Here is a 23,104-nt window from a genome sequence, read left to right on the forward strand (position 1 = left end):
TGTCATTCTCGGACTACAGCGGTCGTTCGTTTGACACATACCGCCCGATGACGAGCTGGATACGCCGCCTGTCTTCCAACAAGCGGATCGCGCTCCCTCGGCGAGAAACATCGCCTCCGTCCACATCCCTCGGTCCGACCAAAGCGGTTTCCGATCTACGGCAGGTTGAAAGCCGGCAGATGGAAACTCGTCTGCCGCGCTCTGAAGCATCTTGGACTGATATCTCGTTTGCTCCTTCGCCGATCTACAATGAACATGAGGCGCTTCCCTTTAAGATCGAAAGCCTGCCCCCTGCAGCATCGGACACTATGAACAAAGAAGGCGGGACCCAGTCAAACAAGGCACCTGTCGTTACATTACACCTTGACGGCGCTTCCTTGGGACGATGGGCCGTGGATCACCTCGGACGCGTGCTTTCGAGGCCTGCGGCCGGCATGACTGGCGTCGATCCGCGGATCGGCATTCCTAAAAGCCGAGTATCTCCCTTCTAGAATCCGAAGACTTTCTGTCTGCGGTGCCCAACCACTTGATCCCGAGGATAAACAAAGATGCAAGCATCCCCGGTACAGATCGGCGACATCAATCTTCAGGACTTCGAAATACCCCCATCAATTCGATTTGGTGGGCGCCATAGAGTAGTCATTCATAAACTCTCTGGCGGCAACCGCGTTATTGAGCGGCTCGGCCCAGATGACGGAGACATATATTTTTCCGGGACGTTTTCCGGCCCTTATGCCGAGGCCAGAATGCGCGCAATGGACAGCCTGAGATTGACCGGTGAGGTCGTATGGCTGACCTGGGATTCCTTCAGATACCAGGTTATTGTCAGGACATTCGTCGCCAACTTTCATAACCCATGGTGGATACCGTATCAAGTCGGCTGCGTCGTCGTCCAGCAGCCAGGTGCCAACAATGCCGTAGATCTAATGCTATATCCTAGCGTGGCCGCCGACCTCGCATATGCCGCAGCAGCGGCGATTGGCGCCGGCATCGAGTTAGGTACCTTGCAAGCGGCCGTGACTGCGTCCAATGCTCTCACCGTGGGAACATCAGATCATTCCCAGAGCATCGCCGCAATAAAATCGTCCGTCGCGAGCATTGACCAACGAATTAGCGACGCTTCGAACAGCATGATGTCACAGATCGACGTGAAGGCGGATGCGCCCATTCGTCAGCGGATGTTCGGAAACACAGTAACTGCCGCTGGGGCTTTGGCGGCAGCGGTTGTGACCAAAGCATATGTCGGCCGAGTTGGAACGAGCCTCACTTCCGCCGGGGGTTCAGGTGCATAATCTCACGACCATCGATGGCAACCTGTTTGCAATTGCAGCGTCTGAGCTGGGCGACGCACTGCAGTGGATTAATATTGCGAAGATAAATGGCTTGTCGGATCCTATGCTCTCCGGTGAGAAACAAATCGTCATCCCGGATTTCTCAAGCGCTTTCTCCGATGGCATCGGACCGCAGTAAGTGCTCGGAGCATCCGTTTCTACGACCCGACCTGCCGTAACTATTGACGGATTTGCGGTCCCGGGCCTATTGTCGGCAACCTTCACTTCAACCAACAGCTTCTCGGCCGATTGCTACTCTCTGACGTTTGCCATGGGCGTCCCGCCTCTTCGGGACATCTACTACTGGTCGACCCTGTCGTCTGGCTGCGTGAACGTGGTCATCGCGAATGTCATGGGTCCGCCGCCGGCAAGTCTGATCACTGGCATGATCGACACGGTCTGCATCGATGCGACAAGGGGAACAGCTTCGGTTGAGGGTCGAGATCTGTCTGCGTCGCTGGTGGACTCCTATCGACAGTTAGACTTCGTGAACCAAACCGCGTCCCAGGTAGTGGCCACCATTGCAAACTGGCATAGTCTCGAAGCAATCGTGACGCCTACGTCAGGTAATACCGGCCGGTACTTTGGTGAAGGATATACGCGCCTGTCGACAGGCCTCTACTCACGCCTATGTTCTGACTGGGATCTCGTGGTCCAGCTTGCTCGCGAAAGCAACTTCGACGCCTTTGTCCAGGACAACAGCTTGTTTTTCCAGCCAGCGACGACGGTGCCGCTGAACGTGGTCAACATCGTAGCAAGCGATCTCGTAAGTCTGCGCCTCGACCGAGCGCTGGGAATGTCGCGCAACGCCACGGTGAGAATGCAATCCTGGAATTGCCAGAACATGGTCCCCTATATCAGCGGCGCAGCGGGACCAGTTTCTACCGACGCCGCGTTGTCATCTGGCACTGGGGGACAGCCATATCTCTTTTCGGCATCCAATTTTACATCTGCTCAGGTGACGCAGTCCGCGGCAAGATATGCGGCTGAGATCAGCCGCTTGCAGACCACTTTGCAGCTGGAGATGCCGCTGAATCTCGCGCTCGCGCCGCGTACTGGACTGATGATGAGCCAGACCGGGTCGCCTCTGGATGGCCTCTATCGTGTCGAAAGCGTCGAACGTTACTACAACTCCGTCACTGGATCCAGGCAGTCCGTGATAGCGGTGCCAGTGGCCGATCTCTTTCAAGTCTAGCCGAAGTTCGCATAGGTACAGGGCATGATGGGCGACCGTTTGATCAACGCACTCAAATCGCATGCGTGGAGCCTGGACCATACCGGAGGCCAGGTGAAATTCGGTACTGTCACCTCGGTTGACTATCAGACTGCCATGGCCCGAGTGCAAATCCAACCGGATGGTGTTCTATCGGGTTGGTTGCCAATGTTATCGCATTGGGTGGGCAACGGCTGGGGAATGGTCTGTCCGCCCAACCCGGGAGATCAGGTTCTGCTGATTCCGCAGGAGGGAGACATCGAGCAGGGTATCATCGTCGGTCGTGCCTTTTCAAACGGTCAGCGTCCGCCGGTGGCACCCGGAAACGAGTTTTGGCTGGTTCATCAAACCGGCAGCTTCCTCAAGCTGTGCAATGACGGCACCATCCGCATGAACGGTGACCTGCATGTCCAGGGCGAAGTCTACGATCGCGATGGATCATTGTCGAGCCTGCGCGCAGCCTACGACGGTCATACCCACCAGATACCGTCTGGCGGCGCAACCACGGGTCCCTCCAAATTGGTCTAGCCAGAGCAAAGGAACCATAGATGAACGACCTCCTTCTGGAATGGGGCGGAGATCTGACGGTTGGTAGCACTGGAGATCTCGCGCTTGCAGCTGGATCCGACATGACAGATCGGCGCGTGCGCAGACGTCTGCTGACAAACGGCGGTGACTATATCTGGCATCTCGACTACGGAGGTGGGCTAGGCCAATTCGTGGGAACTCCGGCAAAGCCTGCGGACATCGAATCGGTCGTCAGGGCACAGCTAAACCTGGAAGCGGCAGTTTCTTCCGCGCCGCCCCCGCAGGTAAGCACCAGAATCGCCGATGCAGCCAACGGTATCGTAATTGCTGATATCTCCTACGTTGATGCCTCATCTGGCTCCTCAAACCAGCTCAGTGTAAGCTCCAGTTGAGTAACATGAATCTTTCACTCAAAACGTTCGCACTGCTGATTGAGGATATGGGAGCCGCGCTGCAAAGCTCAGCTACGGTACTGATAGATGTATCCGTAGGCTCGGTCATTCGAGCCATTTTTGAGGCCAATGCTTCAGTCGCCTTGTGGATGCAGTGGCTGATCCTCCAGGTCCTGCAAACCACAAGGGCGGCAACCTCGAATGGCGCCGATCTGGACAGCTGGATGCAGGATTTTTGCCTGACACGACTGCCGGCATCTCCATCATCAGGGACCGTGCTGTTCTCCCGTTTTGCCAACTCGTTGCCGGCGCTCGTACCTGTTGGGTCGGTTGTCAAAACGACAGATGGTGCACTTAGCTTTGCGGTAAGTGAAGACGACACGTCTTCTATCTGGAGTGCGTCGCAGTCCGGCTATGTCATTCCAAGTGGTGTCAGCAATGCCATTCTGCCGGTGACCTGCACGTCCAGCGGAGCCGCCGGAAATGTGCTTGCAGGTGCAATCTCCATCATAGCGGCTTCGCTGCCGGGCATCGATTGCGTTACAAACGCCAATCCGTTCGTCAACGGAGTCGATGCCGAGAGCGACGAGGCGTTTCGCCTAAGATTCCAAAACTACCTGGGAAGCCGATCACGTGCCACCTTGGCTGCGATAACGAATGCCGTTGCAAACGTGCAGCAAGGCCTGGACGTCCTTATCCAGGAAAACATCGCTGCTGATGGAAGCGCGAGGTTAGGATGTTTTGTCGTAACGGTTGACGATGGGTCTGGGCACCCATCGGCAAACCTCCTGACTGTGGTTGCTTCGGCGGTTGACGCGGTTCGGCCAATCGGAACAACGTTCTTCGTCCTGCCCCCGACAGTGATGGTAGCCAACGTCACGTTGTGCATTACCTTGCGCCAATCTAACGACTCGACGACCTACCTGTCTCAGGTCCAGGCATTGGTTGCTGATTATCTTAACAAGCTGACGATAGGCCGGGTTGCCTCGATTACCCGGGTCGCACGAAGCGCTTATATGGCCAACCCAAACATCGACAATGTCAGCGGCGTGCTGCTGAATGGGCTTCCGTCTGATATCGTTCCGCCGGCTCGTACCGTCATACGGGCCGGAACCGTTACGGTGACCGTCAATGGTGGGTGACCTTAAAGACTTCGTTCTTCGACTGAAGACTGTTCTTCCGAAGCGGTGGTTCGGCGAAGAGACCCCTAATCTTGACGCCATCCTCAGCGCAGTTGCGACGCCGTGGGTGTGGTTGTACGACCTTCTGGCATACGTCGCCCAGCAAGCCCGTATCACAACGGCGTCCGACGTTTGGCTCGATATGGCCGCGGTGGACTATTTCGGCAGTGGAGTGCAACGCAAGCCGGGCGAGGCCGATACTTTCTTCCGGGCTCGCATCAAGAAGGCGTTGCTTCGCGATGCAACGACCCGGACCGCGATCACGGCCGGCATTCGCGATGTCTGCGGCTCCGAACCGGACATTTTTGAGCCAGCAAGAACTGCCGACACCGGAGCCTACGGATCATTCCTCGGCGCCGCCAACTGTCCTTGCTATGGGATGGCCTATGGCCAGGCGGGCGGTTGGGGGAATCTTCACCTGCCGCTCCAGTTTTTCATTACTGTAAAGCGTCCAGCTGCACCGGGCGTTGCCACGCTGGCGGGGTACGGGATTACAACCGGTGCATATAGCGGCGGCTCCATTTCATATGTTGATCTCTCCGGCCTGCCGGGTGAGATCACCGACGACGACATCAGGTCAGCACTTCTGAGCCTCCTGCCCGTCAATGCTACTGCCTGGCTACAAATTATCTGATTATCAACCGTAATGAGCGGCGAGAGTTTCGTATGGATCGTACCATCGTCTACCCGGGTGCCATTCCGTTGGACACGGACTTGCTTTCCATCAACAAAAACACCATGATCGGACTGGGATTTCTCGCCCAGGCGGTTCTTGGCACCAACACGGTGGTAGACGGGCTGGCATGCCAGCCGACAACGCCCGCATCGATGAGTGTGACGATTGGCGGCGGCAGCATTACGCAACTCGCCTTTATCGACAGCCAGGCTTATGGATCCATCCCTGCCGATACCAGCGCGGCTATCATCAAGATGGGCATCAATCCCTGGCCCACCACGCTCACGCTGACGGCTCCATCAAGCGTTGGGCAATCGATAGCCTATCTGGTACAGGCCGCGTTCCAGGAACAGGATGATAACCCGGTTGTGCTGCCTTACTACAATGCAAGCAACCCAGCACAATCATTCAGCGGCCCTTCCAATTCCGGGGCTGCCCAGAATACCCTTCGCGCGCAAACATTGGTCGTCCAGCTGAAGGCCGGCATTCCCGCGAACTCTGGCAGTCAGATTACGCCTACGGCGGATGCCGGCTGGATAGGGCTCTATCAGATCGTGGTTGCGTATGGCCAGACGGAGATCGACGGCGGAAACGGACAGATTTCGGTCGTTCCGACCGCGCCGTTCCTGACCTGGAAACTACCCGCGTTGCGCCCGGGATTTGGCTCCGGCGTGCAGAGTTTCACGAGTTCAGGAAACTTTACTGTGCCTCCGGGCGTTACCCAGGTCGAGGTAGAGGTTTGGGGTGGTGGATCAGGAAGTTATGCCTCGGCTCCCGGGCAGGCTAGCGGCGGAGGCGCTGGCGGTGGATATGCGAAGAAACTTGTTACCGGACTCACACCAGGCCAAATCGTTCCCGTTACGGTCGGCGCCGGCGGGTCGGGCGGGACAACCGGGGGAACAGCGCCTACAGCTGGTGGCACCTCAAGTTTCGGGCCATTTGTCAGTGCTAAAGGAGGCAGCCTGAACTCCCAGGCAACTGTCTCCGCGCCGCAAAATGGCGCTACCCCGCCAGGCTATGGGGTGGGAGGGGACGTCAATCTTACAGGGTCCGCGGGGCAGGCGGGACTCCTGAACCAGGGCGGAATGGGAGGGGGCGCCCCAATGGGCGGCTCGCAGAACAGCGGAACGATTGGGAACCCTGGCACGTTCCCTGGTGGAGGCGCGGCTGGCGCCGGAACCGGCGCGAACAGCAACACTGCGTATCCCGGAGCAAGTGGTGGCGGCGGGCTTGTCGTCGTCCGATACTGAGTCAGGATTTGCCTGTCTCAAGCGACAATTTACCTTTCTTCCTCTGATACCAGAACAATTGGATCTGCCATGCCAACCCCAGCAAGCCATGTCTGGAAGCCAAGCCATGCCCGTGTGGCAACCATTGACTCATTCGTCGCAGTTCCGCGCGGAACGACTGCCGTCGCCCCTGCTCCGCTGAACTGGCCGACGAAGGATCCGGGTGACGTCCTGGATTATATATTGGATATCACACCAGCCGTTATTGGCAACGATGGCGACGGCATTGCGACGCTGGATGTCGGCATCTTGCCGTCCAACCCGGGCGACCTCGTGATGCAAAGTTCAACAGCGGATGGTACACGGATTGTCCTGTGGCTTTCCGGCGGCCAAGCCGGAACGGTGTATTCAATTACATTCAATATAACAACGACAAACGGGCGCTCACTGCAAAGAAGCGTCCTGCTGCCGGTGCTGCTATTGTCGATACCGGAGGTCCCGGCAGATGCCTTACTGACTTCGGCAGGCATCATGCTGACCGATCAAAATGGCAATCCTCTGCTGATAAGCAGCTAGCGGGCGAAGAGCCTGGTCCTTACGACAATAGCAAGTATTGGCGCAGCGCCGCCGAGGCGGAGAAGCGGCCGGAAAGTAATGTTTAATGCCCACAATCGATCAGCTTGCGCCTGCGACATCAGCATCCGACGCGGATGAAATGGTTATCAGTCAGGCTGGCAACACAGTAAAAATCACCCGCGCCCAGGTGCTGAATGGCGTTCAGTCACAGCTCGCCCTATCTTCGGGGTCGTTGCTTGGACGCATGAGCTCCGGTGTGGGAGCGCCCGAGGTCATCGCTGTTGGTGCGAACCTGGTCCTCACCAGCGGTACACTTTCTGCCGCAGCCACACCGTTCACCATCGGTAACCTGCCGCCAGGCAACGTCCCGAGCACAGGCGACCTGTTGTGCCTGTCGCAGAGCGGGCAGACTGTATCCGTAACGTATCAACAACTGCTGAGTGGGCTGTCGGGTGTTCCAGACATCAACCTGTCGCAGGGATTGGTGGCGGCTACCGGCGCGACGAACTATCAGAAGCTGGCTGATCTGGCCGCCGCCATGGTCCCGGTTTCAGGCGGAACACTGACCGGCCAGCTCGTGTTGGCCGGCGCGCCGGCCTCGGCAGCCGCGGCGGCAGACAAGGCCTATGTGGACCAGCAGGTTTCGACTGCGTTGCCTTTGACCGGCGGCTCGATGTTGGGAGTCCTGAAACTGGCTGCCGCGCCGCAAGGTCCGATGGATTCGGCGACAAAAGGATATGCGGACGCGGTGGCGGCTGGACTGCTGCCGCTCAGCGGAGGCTCACTGTCGGGCGCGCTCCTGCTGAACGGTGATCCGGCCAGCAGCCGACAGGCCGCGACGAAGAATTATGCCGATCTCAAGCTTTCGCGCGCCGGCGATACACTGTCCGGGATGCTTGCTCTGGCGGCCGATCCGACACTGGCGCTGCAGGCGGCAACAAAGAACTACGTCGATGTCCAGGTCGGCGGCGCATTGCCCAGGTCCGGCGGCACTTTGCTGGGCAGCCTCTTCCTGGCCTCGGATCCGTCAATGAATGCTCAGGCGGCGACGAAGCAATATGTCGATCAACGCGTCCTTCGAAGTGGCGACACTTTGACTGGCGCACTGACTCTGGCTGCCGACCCCGTTCTTGCCAATCAGGCAGCCACCAAAAATTATGTGGACACCCACATCGGCGGCGCCCTGCCGCTTAATGGCTTCTCGATGACGGGCGCTCTCCTGCTGGGCTCGGATCCCACGGTTGGGCTGCAGGCCAGCACCAAGCAATATGTCGATTTATGTGTCGCGCGTACCGGCGATTCACTGACGGGTGCGCTCTATCTGGCATCCAGTCCAACTTCTCCGTTGCAGGCCGCGACGAAGCAGTACGTCGATGGAGCGGTCGCGAACTACGTCAAGCCGGCAGGGGTTACGTTCACAGGTCCGGTGGTTCTGGCATTTGACCCGGCGCTGCCAACCCAGGCTGCAACCAAGGAGTATGTCGACACAAGGGTGCTGCGAGCAGGCGACACGCTCAGCGGTCCTCTGATTTTATCGGCTGATCCGCTGATGTCCGCTCAGGCGGCGACGAAAAACTATGTCGATACAAAGCTGCTTGGTGCCCTGTCTCTTTCCGGCGGCAGTCTGAACGGCGCACTAAGCCTCTCTGCGGATCCCACGACGGCAAGCCAGGCCGCGACGAAGCATTACGTCGATGGTCAGGTAGCGACGGCTCTGTCGCTCGGCGGTGGCACTTTGACCGGCGCGCTTGTGCTTTCGGGCGCGCCCACGGTGCCGCTTCAGGCCGCCACGAAGTCCTATGTGGATGCGAATCCGAACGCACAAGGCGTCATCAACGTCGTCCTGCCACCGTACGGCGCCAAGCTCGACGGCGTTACGGATGATACTGCTGCCTTCAAGGCAGCATACCAGGCCGCCCCGGCCGGATCGACAATCTATGTCCCGCATGGCACGACTGTCTTGCAGCCCCCCGGATCGTGGGGCATCGCGACGACAAAGCGCGTAAAGTGGGTGGTTGACGGAACGGTCCTGGCGGATGGAACGCCCCTGGCCGCGGCAATTCCCAATGGCGGAGCACCGGCTGCCTTCGCGCTGCCGGGCATCGTGGTTGGAAGCACTTCGTCAGGCATCTCATCGTCACAGGCATCCTCGCAGCCAACCGATTTCGCGGTCAACCAGTCTTGCTACATCGTCGGCCACGCCGGCGGCCAGAACGGCGTCGTTACAACAAATACCCGTAATGACACGATTATCTACAACAGCCCTGGAAACTACATATGGGGCGGCCTGGACCGGCTGATCTGGACGGGGATACAAACCCCGGTAGCCAGCACGGCAGCGCAACACGTCGGACGTTATATCCAAACCTTGCGCCAGTCTGCCACTATCGGATCAAATGGTCAGTATCTGCCCCAGCCTCAGCTCTGGGCGACTTGCATAGAATACAGGGATACCACCGGCAATCCGTCAAGTGCCGTCAACGCATCGATCACCACCGAGATGGACTGGTTCGGCAACGGGTTGGATGATGCCAACAGCAGGCAAATCCAAAGTCTCGTCGTTGGTCAGCACAACACATCCGGCGCCGCGGTCGAGGTGTCGACCGTTGTCGGCGTGTACCTGGCATCAGGCTCGTCCGGCAGCGCAAAGACAGTTTTCGCCATCGGCATCCCTTTCTCAAACGCCGTGCTCGATACCACCTGTGCACGGTCGATCGGCAGCGCTCCGGCAATCAGGCTTGCCGCCGGCCACGCAATTTCGTTTGAACAAACAAACAACAACAAGCTTTTATTCGACAGTACAACAGGGACGCTGCGCTGGAACCAGGGCGCCCTGTCCTATCCCGTTGGCAAGGGCATCGCAGTAGGCGCTCCGAATGTGTATTCCGCCTCTGCCACATTGCCCAACTACATAACCGGCAACATCGTTTTCCTGACCGGAACCGGATCTTTCACCATCACGTTGCCGGCCGCCAGTACGGTCGCCTCCGGAACCGGCTATACGTTTTCAGTGGTTGGCACACCATCCGTCAGTATTGTTCCCAGTGGAGCAGACACCATCGATTGCGGCCCGGTGGTGCTGCATGCCAACGACCGGTATCATATCGTCTCGGATGGCGCTTCCTGCTGGCGGGAGATATTCCGGACGAATGCCGTGTCACCCCGCTTCATTGCGCCTCCGGTTCTGCCATCCTACACGGTCGCAACGCTTCCGGCAGGAATGCCGGCCGGGGCGCAGGCATTTGCCAGCAACGGACGAAAGCCGGGCGAGTCAACCGGACTGGGAACCGGTGTCCAGGTGTACTACGACGGAACAAAATGGGCAACCATCTATAATGGACTTGCGGTAGCGGCATAGCCTGGTCTCTCCCGATTTCCAATGCAACAGAGAATATAGATGCCGACCATCTCACAGCTTCCGGCGGCGACGACCGTCTCTGCTTCCGACGCAGTGCCAATAAGTCAGGGCGGCACCGCACGCTCGGTATCTTTGGGCTCCCTGCTCGCCACTACCCAACCTGCGATCATCGTCCAGACCGGTTCGTTGCTTGGACGCACCAGTATCGGCTCGGGCAGCCCCGAATCGATCAGCATCGGGCTCGGCGTCAGCCTGTCAAACGGCACGCTTGCGGCGACCGGCCTTGACCACGCCGGCTTTCCCGCGCTGTCCAGCCTGGCCCCCAACGCCGAGCTGGTGATCTGCAACCAGGGCACGCCCATGCTGATGCAGGCGTCGCTGCTGCGGGGGCTTTTCGAGGCTGGCCCAAACGTAACGATTACGCCAGACGGCACGATCGCATCGACCGCGACAGCCGCTGCCACCGGTGCAGGCAGCGCCATTGCCGGCCTTCCCGTCATCAATACGCTTTCCAGCCAGGATCTGGTCGCCGTAGGCCACGCTGGAACCAACTATGCAATAAGCTATGGCAGCTTCCTTGACGGCGTTACGATCGATCAGGCGCAGACAGCCGTTGCGGCCAGCGACTCGGATACGATCTGGGCCGCGCAGGGCAGCAATATCATGGCCAGCCAGACCTTCGGCGCAATCTGGGTCTGGATCGCCGGCAAGCTGCCGACATACAAGACGCCGGTCGTCGAGATCACGACCGCCACGAACCTGGACGGCACCGTCCACAACGGCCGCATCCTGGTATGCAGCCAGCCCGTTACGCTGACGCCGCTGACGGCCAACATGGGCAACGGATTTCATTGCACGGTCATCAACGTCAGCACGGGCAATGTCACCCTCGGTTCGGGATTCATCAGCTCAAACGGCAGTCTGGCCATCGCTCCGCAGCAGTCGGCATCCATCTACTGCGCAACATATTCAGGCGGTACTGTTGCCTTTGCCTCGATGGTCGCGGGAACCGCCGCAGCGGCACCCGGCCAGGTCCTTAGCCTGGCGAGTTCCCAGGTGACATCGACAACCATCGCACTCTCATGGCAGGCACCCACGAGCGGGACGAGCCCGTCGTCCTATACCGTGCAGTACAGACAAGACGGAACAGCCTCCTGGAGCACCGCGGCCTCGGTGACCGGAACGACCACCACCTTGAGCGGCCTGGCGCCGGCAACCACCTATGATATCGTTGTGCAAGCGGTGAATGCCGCCGGAACAGGGCTGCCGTCAGCCGTTCTGATCGCAACAACCTCGGCCGCGACGCCGACGACACCGCCGCAGGTGGCCGGCCTGACGGCTACACCAGCATCAAGCAGCGCCGTGCAGCTTACGTGGACCGCCCAGACCGGAACCAACGCCGCCACGAGCTACACGATCCAGTACCGGACGACAGGATCATCGACCTGGACAGGGTCTTTGGCAGCCATTACGGGATCTTCCACCACGATTTCCGGATTGCAGGCATCGACGAGCTACGATTTCTCCGTTTTCGGCGTGAATGCATCCGGCGCCGGCACCGCTTCCACGGTCGTCACCGCCGTTACGCAAGCCGCCGCGCAATCCGTTACTGGGATCACCTGGAACCTGCTGCCGGGCGGCCCGTACACCCATGCCTCCGGTTCCATTGGCGTCAACGCCCATGTCACGCCCGGAACGTCGCCTGTTCAGTTCGGCTTCTCGCAATCTGCCACGACGCCGCCTGCGTCCTGGACTGCCGCTTCCCTGGTCAACACCGATCTCTGGGGCGCTTATGTGCCGACACCGGCGACAGCAGGCGTCTGGTATGCCTGGGCGGAAGGTCTCGATGGCAGCTCACCGACCGTCAGTTCGAGCTCGTTCCAGGTCCAGTAAGGCATGAGCCTTCTGTTCGTTCGCCCCGGCCAGCCGATGGTCGTCGGGGCAGGTCAGTTGGCGCTTTATGCACCGCTGTCTTCCACAACCACTGTCTTCCAGTCCCTGACGCAGGCAGTGTCCGGGACCGCCGGCTGGTGGGATGCCAGTCAGCCGGCAGGGCTGCTTGGTCCCGGCAACGTGCCACTGGCAAGCTGGAACACCGCGGCCAGCGCCTTGCTGGATCTGTCCGGAAACAACCGAAACCTTCAGCCATTTTCCCTCCGGACGCCGATCGGCCAGCCGCAGGGCGTGCCGCATCTGTCGGGGTTGCTGGGGGGCACAGGATATCCGGTCACGGGTTCCGGGCTGCTGCAGCCCGCGCTGGACCCTCTTACCGGCTGGCAGGCGCCTGCGTCCCAGGCGAGCGCCACGTCGGCCTGGACCTGGTACCTGGTCTGGTCCCGGCCCAACTGGCGCCAGGGCAGCGGTGTCGATACGCAGCCGATCACATTGCTGTCGATCGGGTCCCAGCCCGTGCTGCAGGTGGACAGCCAGGGCGGCACGGGCCGTCTCGTGCTTTTTCCCGGCGCGAGCCAGGTCGTCGTCAGCTCGTCCATGACCCGGCGACATACGCATTCCATACTCCTGTGCTATACGCCGGAGACGGGCGCAGACTTATGGCTCGACGGCACGCAGGTTGCGCATGGGGTCGTCTGGAGTGCCACGGCGCAAACGGGTCCGGTTCTGCTGTTGCACGACGGCACCGCAACCGGCGCCGCGCAATGCTGGCTGCATGAAGCCGCGGAGTGGGCACGCGCGCTCTCGGATGCCGACGTTGCTTCGGTTTGCGCCTATGCTGGCCGATGGGTGTGTGGTGCGCGAAAAGGCATCTATCTGCTGTTCAACGGCCAGTCGAATGCCATCAACTATGCTTTGAACGATGGCGCCGCGGCTTTGCTGGCACGCGGGGTCGCCTGGTACACGGGTGCCCTGGCCTGGAATGTTCTTGCCACGACCGGCGGCGCGGCCAGCTACACCATGGAAAGCGGCCACGGGATCTATGCGACAAGTTCCGGATATCCGGGCGATTTTGTGCACAATCCCGGTGATGGCTCCAATCCGTCCACCTGGGCGCTGGGCGCCGACGGCCTCGCCGTCCAGCAGCCCATCGCCGCGCTGCCGGCCGAGGACCAATCGGATATTTGCGCCATCGTATGGCCCTGGAGCGAAACCGACAGCCTGCGTGCTTATTCCGAAAAGGCCACGTTCCAGGCCGCGGCACAGCGGTTTCTGTCGCTGCTGCGGACGATGCTGACCGATACCGCCAACCGGATACCGCTGGTCTGGTGGAACGCCATACCGTATGGCACCGCCGACGGCATGACGATGCATCGCGAGGTTGTCCAAAGCATGGCCGCGGACACGAACCAGCGTGTCGTTATCGGCAACGTCCAGACCAGCGACAGCAATCCGCGCGGTTCGTCCTGGGATCCGACAACCGGACTCGCGACGGGCGGCGATACCTCCCATCGCGACAGTCTCGACAACCAGCGGTTTGCCAGGCTGGCGAGTCCGATTGTCGCTCAGGCGCTGATGGCAGCGGAATGTGCCGACTCCATCGCCAGTATTCCCGGTGTCATTCCGAAAGTCGGAGGCCCGGCGATCACCCACGTGTACCGGCAATCGAACACGACCCTGGTGCTGACCGTCACCCACGACGCCGGAAACGATCTGAAGGTTCCGCTGCAGGCGGCGTCAGGAGCCGGCTTCGCCGTCATGGACGGTGGCGCTCCCGGCAACGCCGGCACGATCGTCCCGGCGATTTCCTGCCAGCGGCTCGATGCGACGCATCTGCAACTGGTCCTGCAAAGTGCTCTTCAGAACGCTTCCGCCGCGTGCCAGCTCTACTACCCCTATGGCTCCACCCAGATCGGCCGGGGCAACGCCGTCACCGACAATTTCTCGGCAATTGCGATGCCGAGTGGCTGGGATGCCGGCGCCGAGCTTGGCACGGACTGGACCATCGACTGTCCCCTGGCCGCAACGTTCGCCGGCATCATCCTGTCCGATAGTGCTTCGTAACGGATCGGCGCGGCGCCCCGATCTTCCCCTGCGGCGTGTCCTCTCCTAGGCTGCGTTCCGCACAAGCAAGGGGAAACGCCAGTGCGGACAGGCGATGCCATTGTGGAGATCCTCAGGCGGGAGGGGATATCCACCCTCTTCTGCTTTCCCACCACCCCGCTGATCGAAAATGCCGTCGCCGCCGGCATTCGCCCGGTCATCTGCCGGCAGGAACGTGTCGGCGTCGATATGGCTGACGGCTTCGCCCGGGTCACGAACGGCAAGCCTCCGGGCGTCTTCCTGATGCAGTACGGCCCGGGCTCCGAGAACGCCTTTCCCGGCATCGCGACCACCTTCTCCGACAGCGTCCCCGTCCTTTTCCTGCCGCTCGCCCATGCGCGCGAGCAATCGCAGGTCTTTCCCACCTTCCGCTCCAGCCGGACCTATGCCTCCATCACCAAGCAGGTGGAGGAAATCGTCGTCCCGCAGGCCACCACCGCGGCCATGCGGCGCGCCTTCGCCGCCCTGAAGAACGGGCGGCCCGGCCCCGCCATGGTCGAGGTCCCGCGCGACATCATCGATCTCGACGCCGGCAACGACGCCGGGTCGTATCGGCCGTTCACCCCGTCCCTGTCGCTGCCCAATCCCGCCGACGTCGATGACGCCGCAAAACGGCTGCTGGCCGCGTCCTGCCCGATGATCCTGGCCGGCCAGGGGGTGCTGTATGCCGAGGCCTCCGCCGAACTGACCGAACTGGCCGAGCTGCTGCAGGCCTCGGTCATGACCACCGTCGATGGCAAGAGCGCGTTTCCCGAGGACCATCCGCTGGCCCTCGGCTCCGGCGGGAACACCTTCAGCGGCCCCGGCCGGCTGTTCCTGCACACCAAAGCCGATTTGATCTTCGGCATCGGCTGCGGCTTCACCCGGCATCAACTGACGACCCCCGCGCTGCCGCCAAACCTGCCGATCATCCACGCCACGAACGACCCGCGCGATCTGCACAAATCCTACCAGACCGAGATCGGCCTGCTCGGCGACGCCAGGTTGACGCTGGTCAGCCTGATCGCGGCCGTGAAGGATCGGCTGGGCGGACGCCTGCCGAACCGGTCCCCGGCTGCCGACATCGCCGCGGAGCGGGATGCCTGGCTTGGACGCTGGCATGCCAGGCTGAGCAGTGCGGAAAGACCCATCACGCCCTATCGCGTCATGTCGGAATTCATCCGGGTGATCGATCCGGCCGAGGCGATCGTGACGCACGATTCCGGCAGCCCGCGCGACCAGCTTCTGCCGTTCTATCGCGCCACGCGCCCGCGCGGCTACCTGGGCTGGGGCAAGTCGCACCAGCTTGGCACCGGACTCGGCTTGATCATTGGCGCCAAGGTCGCGGCGCCCGATAAGTTCTGCGTCAATTTCATGGGCGATGCCGCCTTCGGCATGACCGGTCTCGATCTGGAGACCGCGGTCCGCGCCGGCATCCCCAGCCTGACGATCGTGCTGAACAACAGCACGATGGCGATCGAGATCCCGCACATGAAGCTGTCGCACGAACGGCACGCGGCGCGGGACCTCGGCGGCAATTATGCCAATCTTGCCCGGGAGCTTGGCGCCTGGGCCGAGCGGGTGACCGATCCCGGCGACATCGCCGCCGCCATCCTGCGCGCCAGACGGGCGACCGAGGACGGCAAGACCGCACTGCTGGAGTTCATCACCAGCGCCGAGACGGCCTTCTCTCATCGCAATGGTGCGGTGGATTGAAGCTGCCTACTGCCGGTACGGCAGCGGCAACAGCGTCCGTAGCGGCAGCTTGATCAACCCGTTGGCATCCCGGACGATCACCATCGCCTCGGGCGCGTGATCCAGGATCATCTCCCGGCACCCACCGCACGGCGGCACCACGGCCAGTTCCCGGTCTTCTTCCTCCGGCTGGATGGCGGATTGCCGCCGCCGTCTGCACCGTCCCAACCCGGCCCACGATCGCGGGCTTTGGTGACCGCGGATGTATTCCAGCTTCGGGGTACGCGCTAATTTGGGAGGGTAGATACGGAGACGTTATAGTGTTCAAAGTGAATTGATCCAACCTGGACCAGCCGATGCCCGAACAAAGGGAGGCACGGCCGCCGACGCGATCTCCGCGCCCGGCAGTCCCTTGACCAAGCCAAGAACAAAGTCCCTTGATAAGATCAAGGCAAACCCAAAGGCTGGCTGGAGGATAGAGGACCTCAAGACTGCGTGTAGACAATTGGGTATCGAATGCAGCCCACCCACTCGGGGCTCGCATTACAAACTTTCGAGCCCGCACTTACCTGGGATTTTGTCCGTACCGTTTCACAGGCCTATTAAGCTGCCCTACATGAATGCGTTATATCATTGGCTGAAGCACATATAGCGGCACTCCACGCTAAGGAGAGGGGTGATGGTTGAAAAAGCTATCCAATCGTCGTTATGGCGCTGCCCGAGGATGAGGGCGGTGGCTACCTTGCCGTTGCTCCAGACCTCCTCGGTTGCATGGCTGACGGCGCGACCGAAGAGGCCGCCATTGCTGATATCCGAAGTGCTATCGGTGAATGGATTGATGAGGCAAAGCGTCTGGGTCGCGAAGTACCTGAGCCGAATTGTATCAACGCGCTGTATGCCAACGGAAAAAGGAAATTGATACTCAAATTGAGGCCCAAGATAAGCTGATTGCCTCGCAAATAGCCTGATTGAGGCTCAGAAAGAGGAAATCGAGCGAATCAGACAGAACGCTTCGATCAGAATTTTTCGCTATGGCCAGGCGACGCACCCTTATTGCAAATGGTCGGTGCGCTATATCGGCACAAATAGGATGGCCTCGTGAATTAAGACCAACAATATCCACGCTGCCGCAAGCCAGTGAGGCGCGGTTCGCCGGGTAGCATTATCTCGCTCACGCCGATGTGAGTAACTGAGACATCTCCCAAGGGCGCGGCCGTTCAGGGTCGCCTACCGCCGGTATGGCAGCGGCAACAGCGTCCGTACCGGCAGCTTGATCAGCCCATTGGCATCCCGAACGATCACCATCGCCTCGGGCGCGTGATCCAAAATCATCTCCCGGCAACCGCCGCACGGCGGCACCACGGCCAGTTCCCGATCTTCCTCTTCCGGCTTGGGATGGCGGATCGCCACCGCCGTCTGCACCGTCCCGTCCCCTTCCAGGATCGCCCGGCCCAGCGCCACCGCCTCGGCGCAGATAGCCAGGCGGCCGACCGTCGTGCCGATATGCACGCCGGTCCAGATCCTTCCGTCCTTGCTGCGCAACGCCGCCGCCACCATGTGCCAGAACGGCCGGTAATGCCGTTCCAGCACCGCGTTGGCCGCCGCGATCAGTTCATGGTCATCGCCCGTCAGCGCGATATCCCGCAGGACCGCATCATTCAGCGGCTTCGGCTTCCTCACCTTCATCGGGCGTGGACATCATCAGGTTGGCAATGACGCCCGAGTGCTCGCGCACCTTGGTCTCGATCGCGTCCGCGACCTCGCGGTGCTCGCGGAGGAACTGCTTGGCGTTCTCCCGCCCCTGGCCGATGCGCTGGCTGTCGTAGCTGAACCATGCGCCGGATTTTTCCACAACTCCGGCCTTCACGCCAAGGTCCAACAACTCGCCAACCTTGCTGATGCCCTCGCCATACATGATGTCGAACTCGACCTGGCGGAACGGCGGCGCCAGCTTGTTCTTCACCACCTTCACCCGGGTCTGGTTGCCGACCACCTCGTCACGCTCCTTGATCTGACCGATACGGCGGATTTCCATCCGCACCGAGGCATAGAACTTCAGCGCGTTGCCACCCGTCGTCGTCTCCGGGTTGCCGAACATGACGCCGATTTTCATGCGGATCTGGTTCAGGAAGATCAGCATGCACTTGCTGCGGCTGACGCTGCCGGTGATCTTGCGCAGCGCCTGGCTCATGAGCCTGGCGTGCAGGCCCATGTGGCTGTCGCCCATCTCCCCTTCCAGTTCCGCCCGCGGCACCAGCGCAGCCACGCTGTCCACCACCAGCACGTCGATCGCGCCCGAGCGGACCAGCGTATCGGCGATCTCCAGCGCCTGCTCGCCGGCGTCCGGCTGGCTGATCAGCAGGTTATCAACATCGACCCCCAGCTTGCGGGCATAGGACGGGTCCAGCGCGTGCTCGGCGTCCAGGAACGCGCAGGTGCCGCCCCGCTTCTGCGCCTCGGCGATCGCGTGCAGCGCCAGCGTGGTCTTGCCCGAGCTTTCCGGGCCGTAGATCTCGATGATGCGGCCGCGCGGCACGCCGCCGATGCCCAGCGCCAGGTCGAGACCGAGGGAGCCGGATGGAATCACTTCGATCTGGTCGTCTCCGCTCCGCGCACCCATGCGCATGATCGATCCCTTGCCGAAAGCACGTTCGATCTGTGCCACGGCCGCGTCGAGCGCCTTATTCTTTTCCATTCCTCATGTTCCTCGGTTCGAGACAGGTTGACCGCTCTGTCAACCAATTTACGCTTACTGGCCGCAACTTTACAACCGATACGTGCAGACATCGTCGCGATTCTGGTCCAATTGAGTCGCCGAACAGAATCCCTGGCCGCCTGTGCTTCTTATGTTCCATCCACGGCCGCACGACAAGAACTTTCTGCGAACATGAAGCTCTCGCCTGAACGCCCATCGGACACAACGCCCATCGATCGGCCACCACAATCGTCCTGCGCAGCCGATTCGGAATAGCCTGATCGGCAGCCACCCGGCGATGATATCGGAGCCTCCTGTTCCTGAATTCAAGATACTGGCCGTGCGCTCCGGCCAAGCCGCCAGACATAGGCGATGATCTCCGCCACCGCCTTGTAGTGCTCCGCCGGGATTTCCGCATCCAGGTCCAGGTGGTACAGCGCCCGTGCCAGCGGCGGGTTGGAGACTACCGGCACATGGGCGGCTTCCGCCACCTCCCTGATCCGCAGCGCCACGGCGTCGACGCCCTTCGCCACCACGCGCGGCGCGGGATTGACGGCGCGGTCATAGGCAAGCGCGACCGCGTAGTGCGTCGGGTTGGTCACCACCACCGTCGCCCTGGGCACCTTCGCCATCATCCGCCGGCGCGCCCGGATCACCCGGATGCGGCGGATGCGGGCCTTGGTGTGCGGATTGCCTTCCGTATCCTTCAGTTCGTCCCGGATGTCCTGGCGGCTCATGCGCAGGTCGCGGGCATAGCGGAAGCGGACCCAGGCGACGTCCAGGACAGCCAGGGCCGCCTGGCACAGCACGCTGGCCAGCAGGATATGGAACACCGGCCGGATTACCACCGAGGGCAGCCGGCCCGGGTCCTCCCGTGGCAGCAGCATCAGTTCAGGCAGGTCATCCTGGATCGCGACCCAGATGGCGGCGCCGAAAATGCCCAGCTTGCCCACCGACCGCAGCAGTTCCTCAAGACCGTGCCAGCCGAAGACGCGCTTAACCCCGGCAAACGGATTGAGCCGCGATGCCCGGGGCTGGAGCGGGCTTCCACTCAGCAGAAAGCCGGTTTGCAGCAGTACCGCGGCGGCCGCGCCGACGACAGCCGCCGCGAGCACCGGCGTGACCACCGAGAGCACACGCGGCACGATGCTCTCCACCCCCACCCCGGGTCCATGGCTCTGGGCCAGGAGCAACCGCAGGTTCAGCAACAGGTCCCGCAGGCCGCTCTGCGACTGGTAGGCCAGCACCAGGACCACCGCCGTCAGGCTGGCGAACACTGTCGCCTCCCGCGAAACCGGCACGTTGCCCGCCGCGCGCGCCTGCTGGATATGCCGCGCGGTTGCTGCTTCCGTCTTGTCGCCGGTTGCAGACTCTTCGGCCATCGGTCATGGGCTTCCCGGCAGCAGGCCCAGGACGCTCTCGGCCTTGTCTCGCCAGACGAGGATGATCGTGCTGCCGGTCAGCATCAGCAAAGCCAGCCCGCCCAGGATCTGCGCCGGCATGGCGACGAAATAGATCTGCATGCGCCCGCCGACGCGGGCGATCTGGCCGACCGCCACATTCCAGACGACACTGGCCACCACGAACGGCGAGGCGAGTTGCAGCGCCAGGGCGAAGGCCGTGCCGACCGTTTGCAGCGCGACCTGTGCGCCGTCGCCACCGGGCAACATGTGGCCCGGCGGAATCAGCGTGAACAATCCGGCCAGCGCCTGCAACGGCAGCACATAAAGTCCGGAAACCAGGATCAGCATCGGCGCCGCCAGTTCGAACAGCACACCCAGCGCCGTCGATTGCGCCCCGAGTTCCGCATCCGGCTGCAACACGTTGGACAGGCCGATCAGATAAGCGATGATCTGCGCGCCGATCGGCAGCGCCAGGACGATCATCCGCGCAACCCAGCCGAACCACAGCCCGGTCACGACCTCCCCCGCCACCATCAGCGCCATTGCAAGGCCGGAGTCCGGAACCGGTGGAGTCAGAGGTTGCGCAACCGGCAGCAGCAGGATCGTGATGCTCAGCGCCAGGCCAATGCGCACGATCGCCGGCGCGGCGCTCTCACCCAGGCCCGGCAGCAGCGCCATCGTTGCGCCGACGCGCGCCAGGACCAGAGCAAAGACCGGCGCCCAACACAGCAGCGAGGTCCAGTCCATCGCTCATGACCCGCCGACGGCGACAAGGCGGTCGAAGATCGTATGGGAAAAGGCCGTCAGCGTCGCGGCCATGAACGGCCCGAACACGATTAGCGCCAGGCCGATGGCAGCCAGCTTGGGCAGGAAGGTCAGCATGGCCTCGTTGATCTGGGTCACCGCCTGCAGCACCGAGACGACCAGCCCGACCACCAGCGCCACGCCCAGCACCGGCCCGCCCAGCTTCAGGACCACCACCAGGCACTCCCGCAACAGCGCCGCCGTATCCAGTTCATTCATCGCTCAGATCGGCATCTTGATGATGTCCTGGTAGGCCTGCACGACGCGGTCGCGGATCGCCGTCGCCGTCTGCAGGGTCAACTCGGCATGCGACAGCGCGGTGACCACGTCGGTCAGGTTGCCGGTGCCGCTGACGGCCTGCATCGCCTGCTCGTCGGCCTGGTGGCCGGTCTGGATCGCCTGGTCCAGCGCCTGCTGCACTGCCGTGCCGAAATCGGGCGCGGCGCCGCTCGCCCCTCCGGCGCCGGCCTCGCGCGCCGTGCGGGCATACGCCTCGGCGGCGGCGGATGGCGTGACGACGATGGTCGGGATCGTACTCATTTCAGCAGGCCGATGGTCTGGTTGAGCATGCTGCGCGTCGCCTGCATCACCGCGAGGTTGGCGCTGTAGGCGTGTTCGGCCTCCCGCATGTCCATCACCTCGATGAAGGTGTTGACGTTGGGCAGCTTGACGTAGCCCTGCGCATTGGCGGCCGGATTCGATGGATCGTAGCGCAGCGGCAGGTCGCTGGTGTCGACGCCGATGGACTTGACCCGAACGGTATCGACGCCCGCCGCGCGGTCGAGGGCGCTCTCGAATGTAATCGTCTTGCGGCGATAGGGATCGGCCCCTGGCGAGGCCCCGGTCGAATTCTGGTTGGCGATGTTCTGCGCGATCACCCGCAGCCGCGCGGTCTGCGCGTCCATGCCGCTGGCGGAAATTTCCAGGGTAGTGTTCAGGTCGCCTGCCATGGCTAACCGGACCGTCCAAGCGCCAGGTCGAACAGGCTGACGTACTTCTTCCAGATGGTGGTGACCAGCGACTGCGCCGTCTCGGTATTGGCGACCTTGGTGAGCTGTCCGTCCAGGGCGACCGCGTTGCCATCGATAATCCGCGCCTTGGCCGGCTGCAATGTTACCGATGCCACGCCGCTCGGCAGCGTGCCGGGCAGATGGTCGGGCTGTGTCTGCACCGGCGCCAGGGTTCCGCTGCCGGCCAGCACCTGCGCGAACGGCGTCAGGTCCCGTGCCTGGTATCCCGGTGTGTTGACGTTGGCGATATTCCCGGCCAGCACCGCCTGCCGCTGCGCCATCCAGACCAGCCGCTTTTCGGCAACGTCGAACAAGGCAATTCTGCTTGGGTCCATGCGCGCAGTCTGGCGCGCAAATCTAAAGAAAGCGTTAACGGCCACCCGTTAACCGTTTCTTCACCTTCCCGCGCCTTAATGGCGTCATGCCGGCAGAAACGGACAGCCTGACACCATTGCGCGCCCTGCTCGCGGAAATCCGCGGCATCGTCCAGCAGGCGCAGGCCGCGATCGACAGAGGCCAGGCCCCGGACCTGAGCGGCCTGGAAAGGTCCATGGCCATGCTCTGCGCCCGGGCGCTCGACCTGCCGCCCGCGCTCCGGCTGCAGGCGCGCGCCGAGCTGGCCAGCCTGCAACCGCCGATCGAGCACCTGTTCGAAACCCTGGCGAGGCAGGCGGCGTGACCGGCCAGACGGTCGCGGTTGCCGTGATGGCCCTGATGGGCGTGCTCGCGCTCATTGGCCTGCTCGCCCGGCTGCTGCAAGCCGTTGGCTGGCGCTCCGTCCCCCGCACCGGACGCAGCCTGGTGGTGCGGGAGACCGTTGCGCTCGACCCGCGCCGCCGCCTGCATCTTATTGAATGCGCCGATCGGCAGGTGATCGTGCTGACCGGAGGCGGCCAGGATCTGGTGGTCGGGTGGGTGCGCGATCCATGAAGCTGCAGCGAACCGCAGCCCCGATCGTCATGGCCGACGCGGACCGGCCATCCACACCTTTGCCGCTACCAGTGGAAGGCGTGGATGGAGACCCTGCCGGCGCCATGA

24 protein-coding genes are annotated in these 23,104 nt (G+C 62.0%); 16 read left to right on the top strand and 8 right to left on the bottom strand.

Annotation, left to right across the window (positions count from 1 at the left end; translation table 11 throughout):
- Window positions 1-548: 548 nt before the first annotated feature.
- From CCS01_RS32730 to CCS01_RS11405, 14 genes are all read left to right on the top strand, one after another.
- Window positions 549-1,292 carry a hypothetical protein gene (locus tag CCS01_RS32730; protein WP_146101696.1) on the top strand — a complete coding sequence of 248 codons (744 nt, stop codon included), beginning with the start codon at window positions 549-551 and terminating at the stop codon, window positions 1,290-1,292.
- Window positions 1,285-1,470, top strand: a complete 186-nt coding sequence (locus CCS01_RS11350) for a hypothetical protein (RefSeq protein ID WP_104518994.1) — start codon at window positions 1,285-1,287, stop codon at window positions 1,468-1,470. The genes CCS01_RS32730 and CCS01_RS11350 overlap by 8 nt, the downstream gene beginning before the upstream one ends.
- A 246-nt stretch (window positions 1,471-1,716) precedes the next feature.
- Complete coding sequence (locus CCS01_RS11355; protein WP_146101697.1) at window positions 1,717-2,526, top strand: hypothetical protein; 810 nt, start codon at window positions 1,717-1,719, stop codon at window positions 2,524-2,526.
- A 24-nt stretch (window positions 2,527-2,550) separates the two neighbouring features.
- On the top strand, window positions 2,551-3,072 hold the full coding sequence (locus CCS01_RS11360; RefSeq protein ID WP_239992116.1) for a phage baseplate assembly protein V: 522 nt from the start codon (window positions 2,551-2,553) through the stop codon (window positions 3,070-3,072).
- Between the two features lie 20 nt (window positions 3,073-3,092).
- The gene (locus CCS01_RS11365; protein WP_104518938.1) at window positions 3,093-3,464 is read left to right on the top strand and encodes a hypothetical protein; all 372 of its coding nucleotides are present in this window, start codon (window positions 3,093-3,095) and stop codon (window positions 3,462-3,464) included.
- A 5-nt stretch (window positions 3,465-3,469) separates the two neighbouring features.
- On the top strand, window positions 3,470-4,606 hold the full coding sequence (locus tag CCS01_RS11370; RefSeq protein ID WP_104518939.1) for a baseplate J/gp47 family protein: 1,137 nt from the start codon (window positions 3,470-3,472) through the stop codon (window positions 4,604-4,606).
- Window positions 4,596-5,279, top strand: a complete 684-nt coding sequence (locus CCS01_RS11375; protein WP_104518940.1) for a hypothetical protein — start codon at window positions 4,596-4,598, stop codon at window positions 5,277-5,279. The genes CCS01_RS11370 and CCS01_RS11375 overlap by 11 nt, the downstream gene beginning before the upstream one ends.
- A 32-nt stretch (window positions 5,280-5,311) precedes the next feature.
- Entirely contained in the window at window positions 5,312-6,571 is a 1,260-nt protein-coding gene (locus tag CCS01_RS11380; protein WP_104518941.1) for a glycine-rich domain-containing protein, read from the top strand.
- A gap of 69 nt (window positions 6,572-6,640) precedes the next feature.
- Entirely contained in the window at window positions 6,641-7,126 is a 486-nt protein-coding gene (locus tag CCS01_RS32735; RefSeq protein WP_146101698.1) for a phage fiber-tail adaptor protein, read from the top strand.
- Window positions 7,127-7,211: 85 nt separating this feature from the next.
- Window positions 7,212-10,484: a glycosyl hydrolase family 28-related protein gene (locus tag CCS01_RS11385; RefSeq protein WP_146101699.1), complete on the top strand. Its 3,273-nt coding sequence runs from the start codon at window positions 7,212-7,214 to the stop codon at window positions 10,482-10,484.
- A 39-nt stretch (window positions 10,485-10,523) separates the two neighbouring features.
- Window positions 10,524-12,377, top strand: coding sequence for a fibronectin type III domain-containing protein (locus tag CCS01_RS11390; protein WP_104518943.1), 1,854 nt, complete (start codon window positions 10,524-10,526; stop codon window positions 12,375-12,377).
- A gap of 525 nt (window positions 12,378-12,902) precedes the next feature.
- Window positions 12,903-14,441, top strand: coding sequence for a hypothetical protein (locus tag CCS01_RS11395; protein WP_146101700.1), 1,539 nt, complete (start codon window positions 12,903-12,905; stop codon window positions 14,439-14,441).
- Between the two features lie 81 nt (window positions 14,442-14,522).
- Window positions 14,523-16,175 carry a thiamine pyrophosphate-requiring protein gene (locus tag CCS01_RS11400; RefSeq protein WP_104518945.1) on the top strand — a complete coding sequence of 551 codons (1,653 nt, stop codon included), beginning with the start codon at window positions 14,523-14,525 and terminating at the stop codon, window positions 16,173-16,175.
- A 678-nt stretch (window positions 16,176-16,853) separates the two neighbouring features.
- A complete protein-coding gene (locus tag CCS01_RS11405; RefSeq protein WP_275112907.1) occupies window positions 16,854-17,102 on the top strand; it encodes a type II toxin-antitoxin system HicB family antitoxin in 249 nt (82 codons plus the stop codon).
- A gap of 279 nt (window positions 17,103-17,381) precedes the next feature.
- Here CCS01_RS11405 and CCS01_RS11410 read toward each other — a convergent pair whose 3' ends face one another.
- From CCS01_RS11410 to CCS01_RS11445, 8 genes are all read right to left on the bottom strand, one after another.
- Entirely contained in the window at window positions 17,382-17,840 is a 459-nt protein-coding gene (locus CCS01_RS11410) for a cytidine deaminase (protein ID WP_104518947.1), read from the bottom strand.
- Entirely contained in the window at window positions 17,809-18,849 is a 1,041-nt protein-coding gene (gene recA, locus CCS01_RS11415) for a recombinase RecA (protein ID WP_104518948.1), read from the bottom strand. Before recA ends, CCS01_RS11410 begins: the two co-directional genes overlap by 32 nt.
- Window positions 18,850-19,175: 326 nt before the next feature.
- Entirely contained in the window at window positions 19,176-20,231 is a 1,056-nt protein-coding gene (locus CCS01_RS11420; RefSeq protein WP_104518949.1) for an EscU/YscU/HrcU family type III secretion system export apparatus switch protein, read from the bottom strand.
- 3 nt (window positions 20,232-20,234) lie between these two features.
- The gene (locus tag CCS01_RS11425) at window positions 20,235-20,999 is read right to left on the bottom strand and encodes a flagellar biosynthetic protein FliR (RefSeq protein ID WP_104518950.1); all 765 of its coding nucleotides are present in this window, start codon (window positions 20,997-20,999) and stop codon (window positions 20,235-20,237) included.
- A 3-nt stretch (window positions 21,000-21,002) separates the two neighbouring features.
- Window positions 21,003-21,275, bottom strand: coding sequence for a flagellar biosynthesis protein FliQ (gene fliQ, locus CCS01_RS11430; RefSeq protein ID WP_104518951.1), 273 nt, complete (start codon window positions 21,273-21,275; stop codon window positions 21,003-21,005).
- A 3-nt stretch (window positions 21,276-21,278) separates the two neighbouring features.
- Entirely contained in the window at window positions 21,279-21,596 is a 318-nt protein-coding gene (locus CCS01_RS11435; RefSeq protein WP_104518952.1) for a flagellar hook-basal body complex protein FliE, read from the bottom strand.
- A complete protein-coding gene (flgC, locus tag CCS01_RS11440; RefSeq protein ID WP_104518953.1) occupies window positions 21,593-22,006 on the bottom strand; it encodes a flagellar basal body rod protein FlgC in 414 nt (137 codons plus the stop codon). The genes CCS01_RS11435 and flgC overlap by 4 nt, the downstream gene beginning before the upstream one ends.
- A gap of 2 nt (window positions 22,007-22,008) precedes the next feature.
- The gene (locus tag CCS01_RS11445) at window positions 22,009-22,380 is read right to left on the bottom strand and encodes a flagellar basal body rod protein FlgB (protein WP_239992117.1); all 372 of its coding nucleotides are present in this window, start codon (window positions 22,378-22,380) and stop codon (window positions 22,009-22,011) included.
- 107 nt (window positions 22,381-22,487) lie between these two features.
- On the opposite strand from CCS01_RS11445, the gene CCS01_RS11450 reads away from it, so the two are divergent.
- A complete protein-coding gene (locus CCS01_RS11450; protein ID WP_146101701.1) occupies window positions 22,488-22,745 on the top strand; it encodes a hypothetical protein in 258 nt (85 codons plus the stop codon).
- Window positions 22,742-22,996, top strand: a complete 255-nt coding sequence (locus CCS01_RS11455; protein ID WP_104518956.1) for a flagellar biosynthetic protein FliO — start codon at window positions 22,742-22,744, stop codon at window positions 22,994-22,996. Before CCS01_RS11450 ends, CCS01_RS11455 begins: the two co-directional genes overlap by 4 nt.
- Window positions 22,997-23,104 lie beyond the last annotated feature (108 nt).

Origin of the sequence: Rhodopila globiformis (assembly GCF_002937115.1) — a bacterium.
In the GTDB taxonomy this organism is placed as follows: Bacteria; Pseudomonadota; Alphaproteobacteria; order Acetobacterales; family Acetobacteraceae; genus Rhodopila; species Rhodopila globiformis.

Bases quoted from the DNA above. Each gene is read 5' to 3' on its own strand.
- CCS01_RS11360 (WP_239992116.1), top strand. From the start codon at position 2,551: ATGATGGGCGACCGTTTGATCAACGCACTCAAATCGCATGCGTGGAGC.
- CCS01_RS32735 (WP_146101698.1), top strand. From the start codon at position 6,641: ATGCCAACCCCAGCAAGCCATGTCTGGAAGCCAAGCCATGCCCGTGTG.
- fliQ (WP_104518951.1), bottom strand. From the start codon at position 21,275: ATGAATGAACTGGATACGGCGGCGCTGTTGCGGGAGTGCCTGGTGGTG.
- CCS01_RS11420 (WP_104518949.1), bottom strand. From the start codon at position 20,231: ATGGCCGAAGAGTCTGCAACCGGCGACAAGACGGAAGCAGCAACCGCG.
- CCS01_RS11380 (WP_104518941.1), top strand. From the start codon at position 5,312: ATGGATCGTACCATCGTCTACCCGGGTGCCATTCCGTTGGACACGGAC.
- CCS01_RS11355 (WP_146101697.1), top strand. From the start codon at position 1,717: ATGATCGACACGGTCTGCATCGATGCGACAAGGGGAACAGCTTCGGTT.
- CCS01_RS11410 (WP_104518947.1), bottom strand. From the start codon at position 17,840: ATGAAGGTGAGGAAGCCGAAGCCGCTGAATGATGCGGTCCTGCGGGAT.
- CCS01_RS11375 (WP_104518940.1), top strand. From the start codon at position 4,596: ATGGTGGGTGACCTTAAAGACTTCGTTCTTCGACTGAAGACTGTTCTT.
- CCS01_RS11450 (WP_146101701.1), top strand. From the start codon at position 22,488: ATGCCGGCAGAAACGGACAGCCTGACACCATTGCGCGCCCTGCTCGCG.
- CCS01_RS11370 (WP_104518939.1), top strand. From the start codon at position 3,470: ATGAATCTTTCACTCAAAACGTTCGCACTGCTGATTGAGGATATGGGA.
- CCS01_RS11435 (WP_104518952.1), bottom strand. From the start codon at position 21,596: ATGAGTACGATCCCGACCATCGTCGTCACGCCATCCGCCGCCGCCGAG.
- CCS01_RS11365 (WP_104518938.1), top strand. From the start codon at position 3,093: ATGAACGACCTCCTTCTGGAATGGGGCGGAGATCTGACGGTTGGTAGC.
- CCS01_RS11425 (WP_104518950.1), bottom strand. From the start codon at position 20,999: ATGGACTGGACCTCGCTGCTGTGTTGGGCGCCGGTCTTTGCTCTGGTC.
- flgC (WP_104518953.1), bottom strand. From the start codon at position 22,006: ATGGCAGGCGACCTGAACACTACCCTGGAAATTTCCGCCAGCGGCATG.
- CCS01_RS32730 (WP_146101696.1), top strand. From the start codon at position 549: ATGCAAGCATCCCCGGTACAGATCGGCGACATCAATCTTCAGGACTTC.
- recA (WP_104518948.1), bottom strand. From the start codon at position 18,849: ATGGAAAAGAATAAGGCGCTCGACGCGGCCGTGGCACAGATCGAACGT.
- CCS01_RS11385 (WP_146101699.1), top strand. From the start codon at position 7,212: ATGCCCACAATCGATCAGCTTGCGCCTGCGACATCAGCATCCGACGCG.
- CCS01_RS11390 (WP_104518943.1), top strand. From the start codon at position 10,524: ATGCCGACCATCTCACAGCTTCCGGCGGCGACGACCGTCTCTGCTTCC.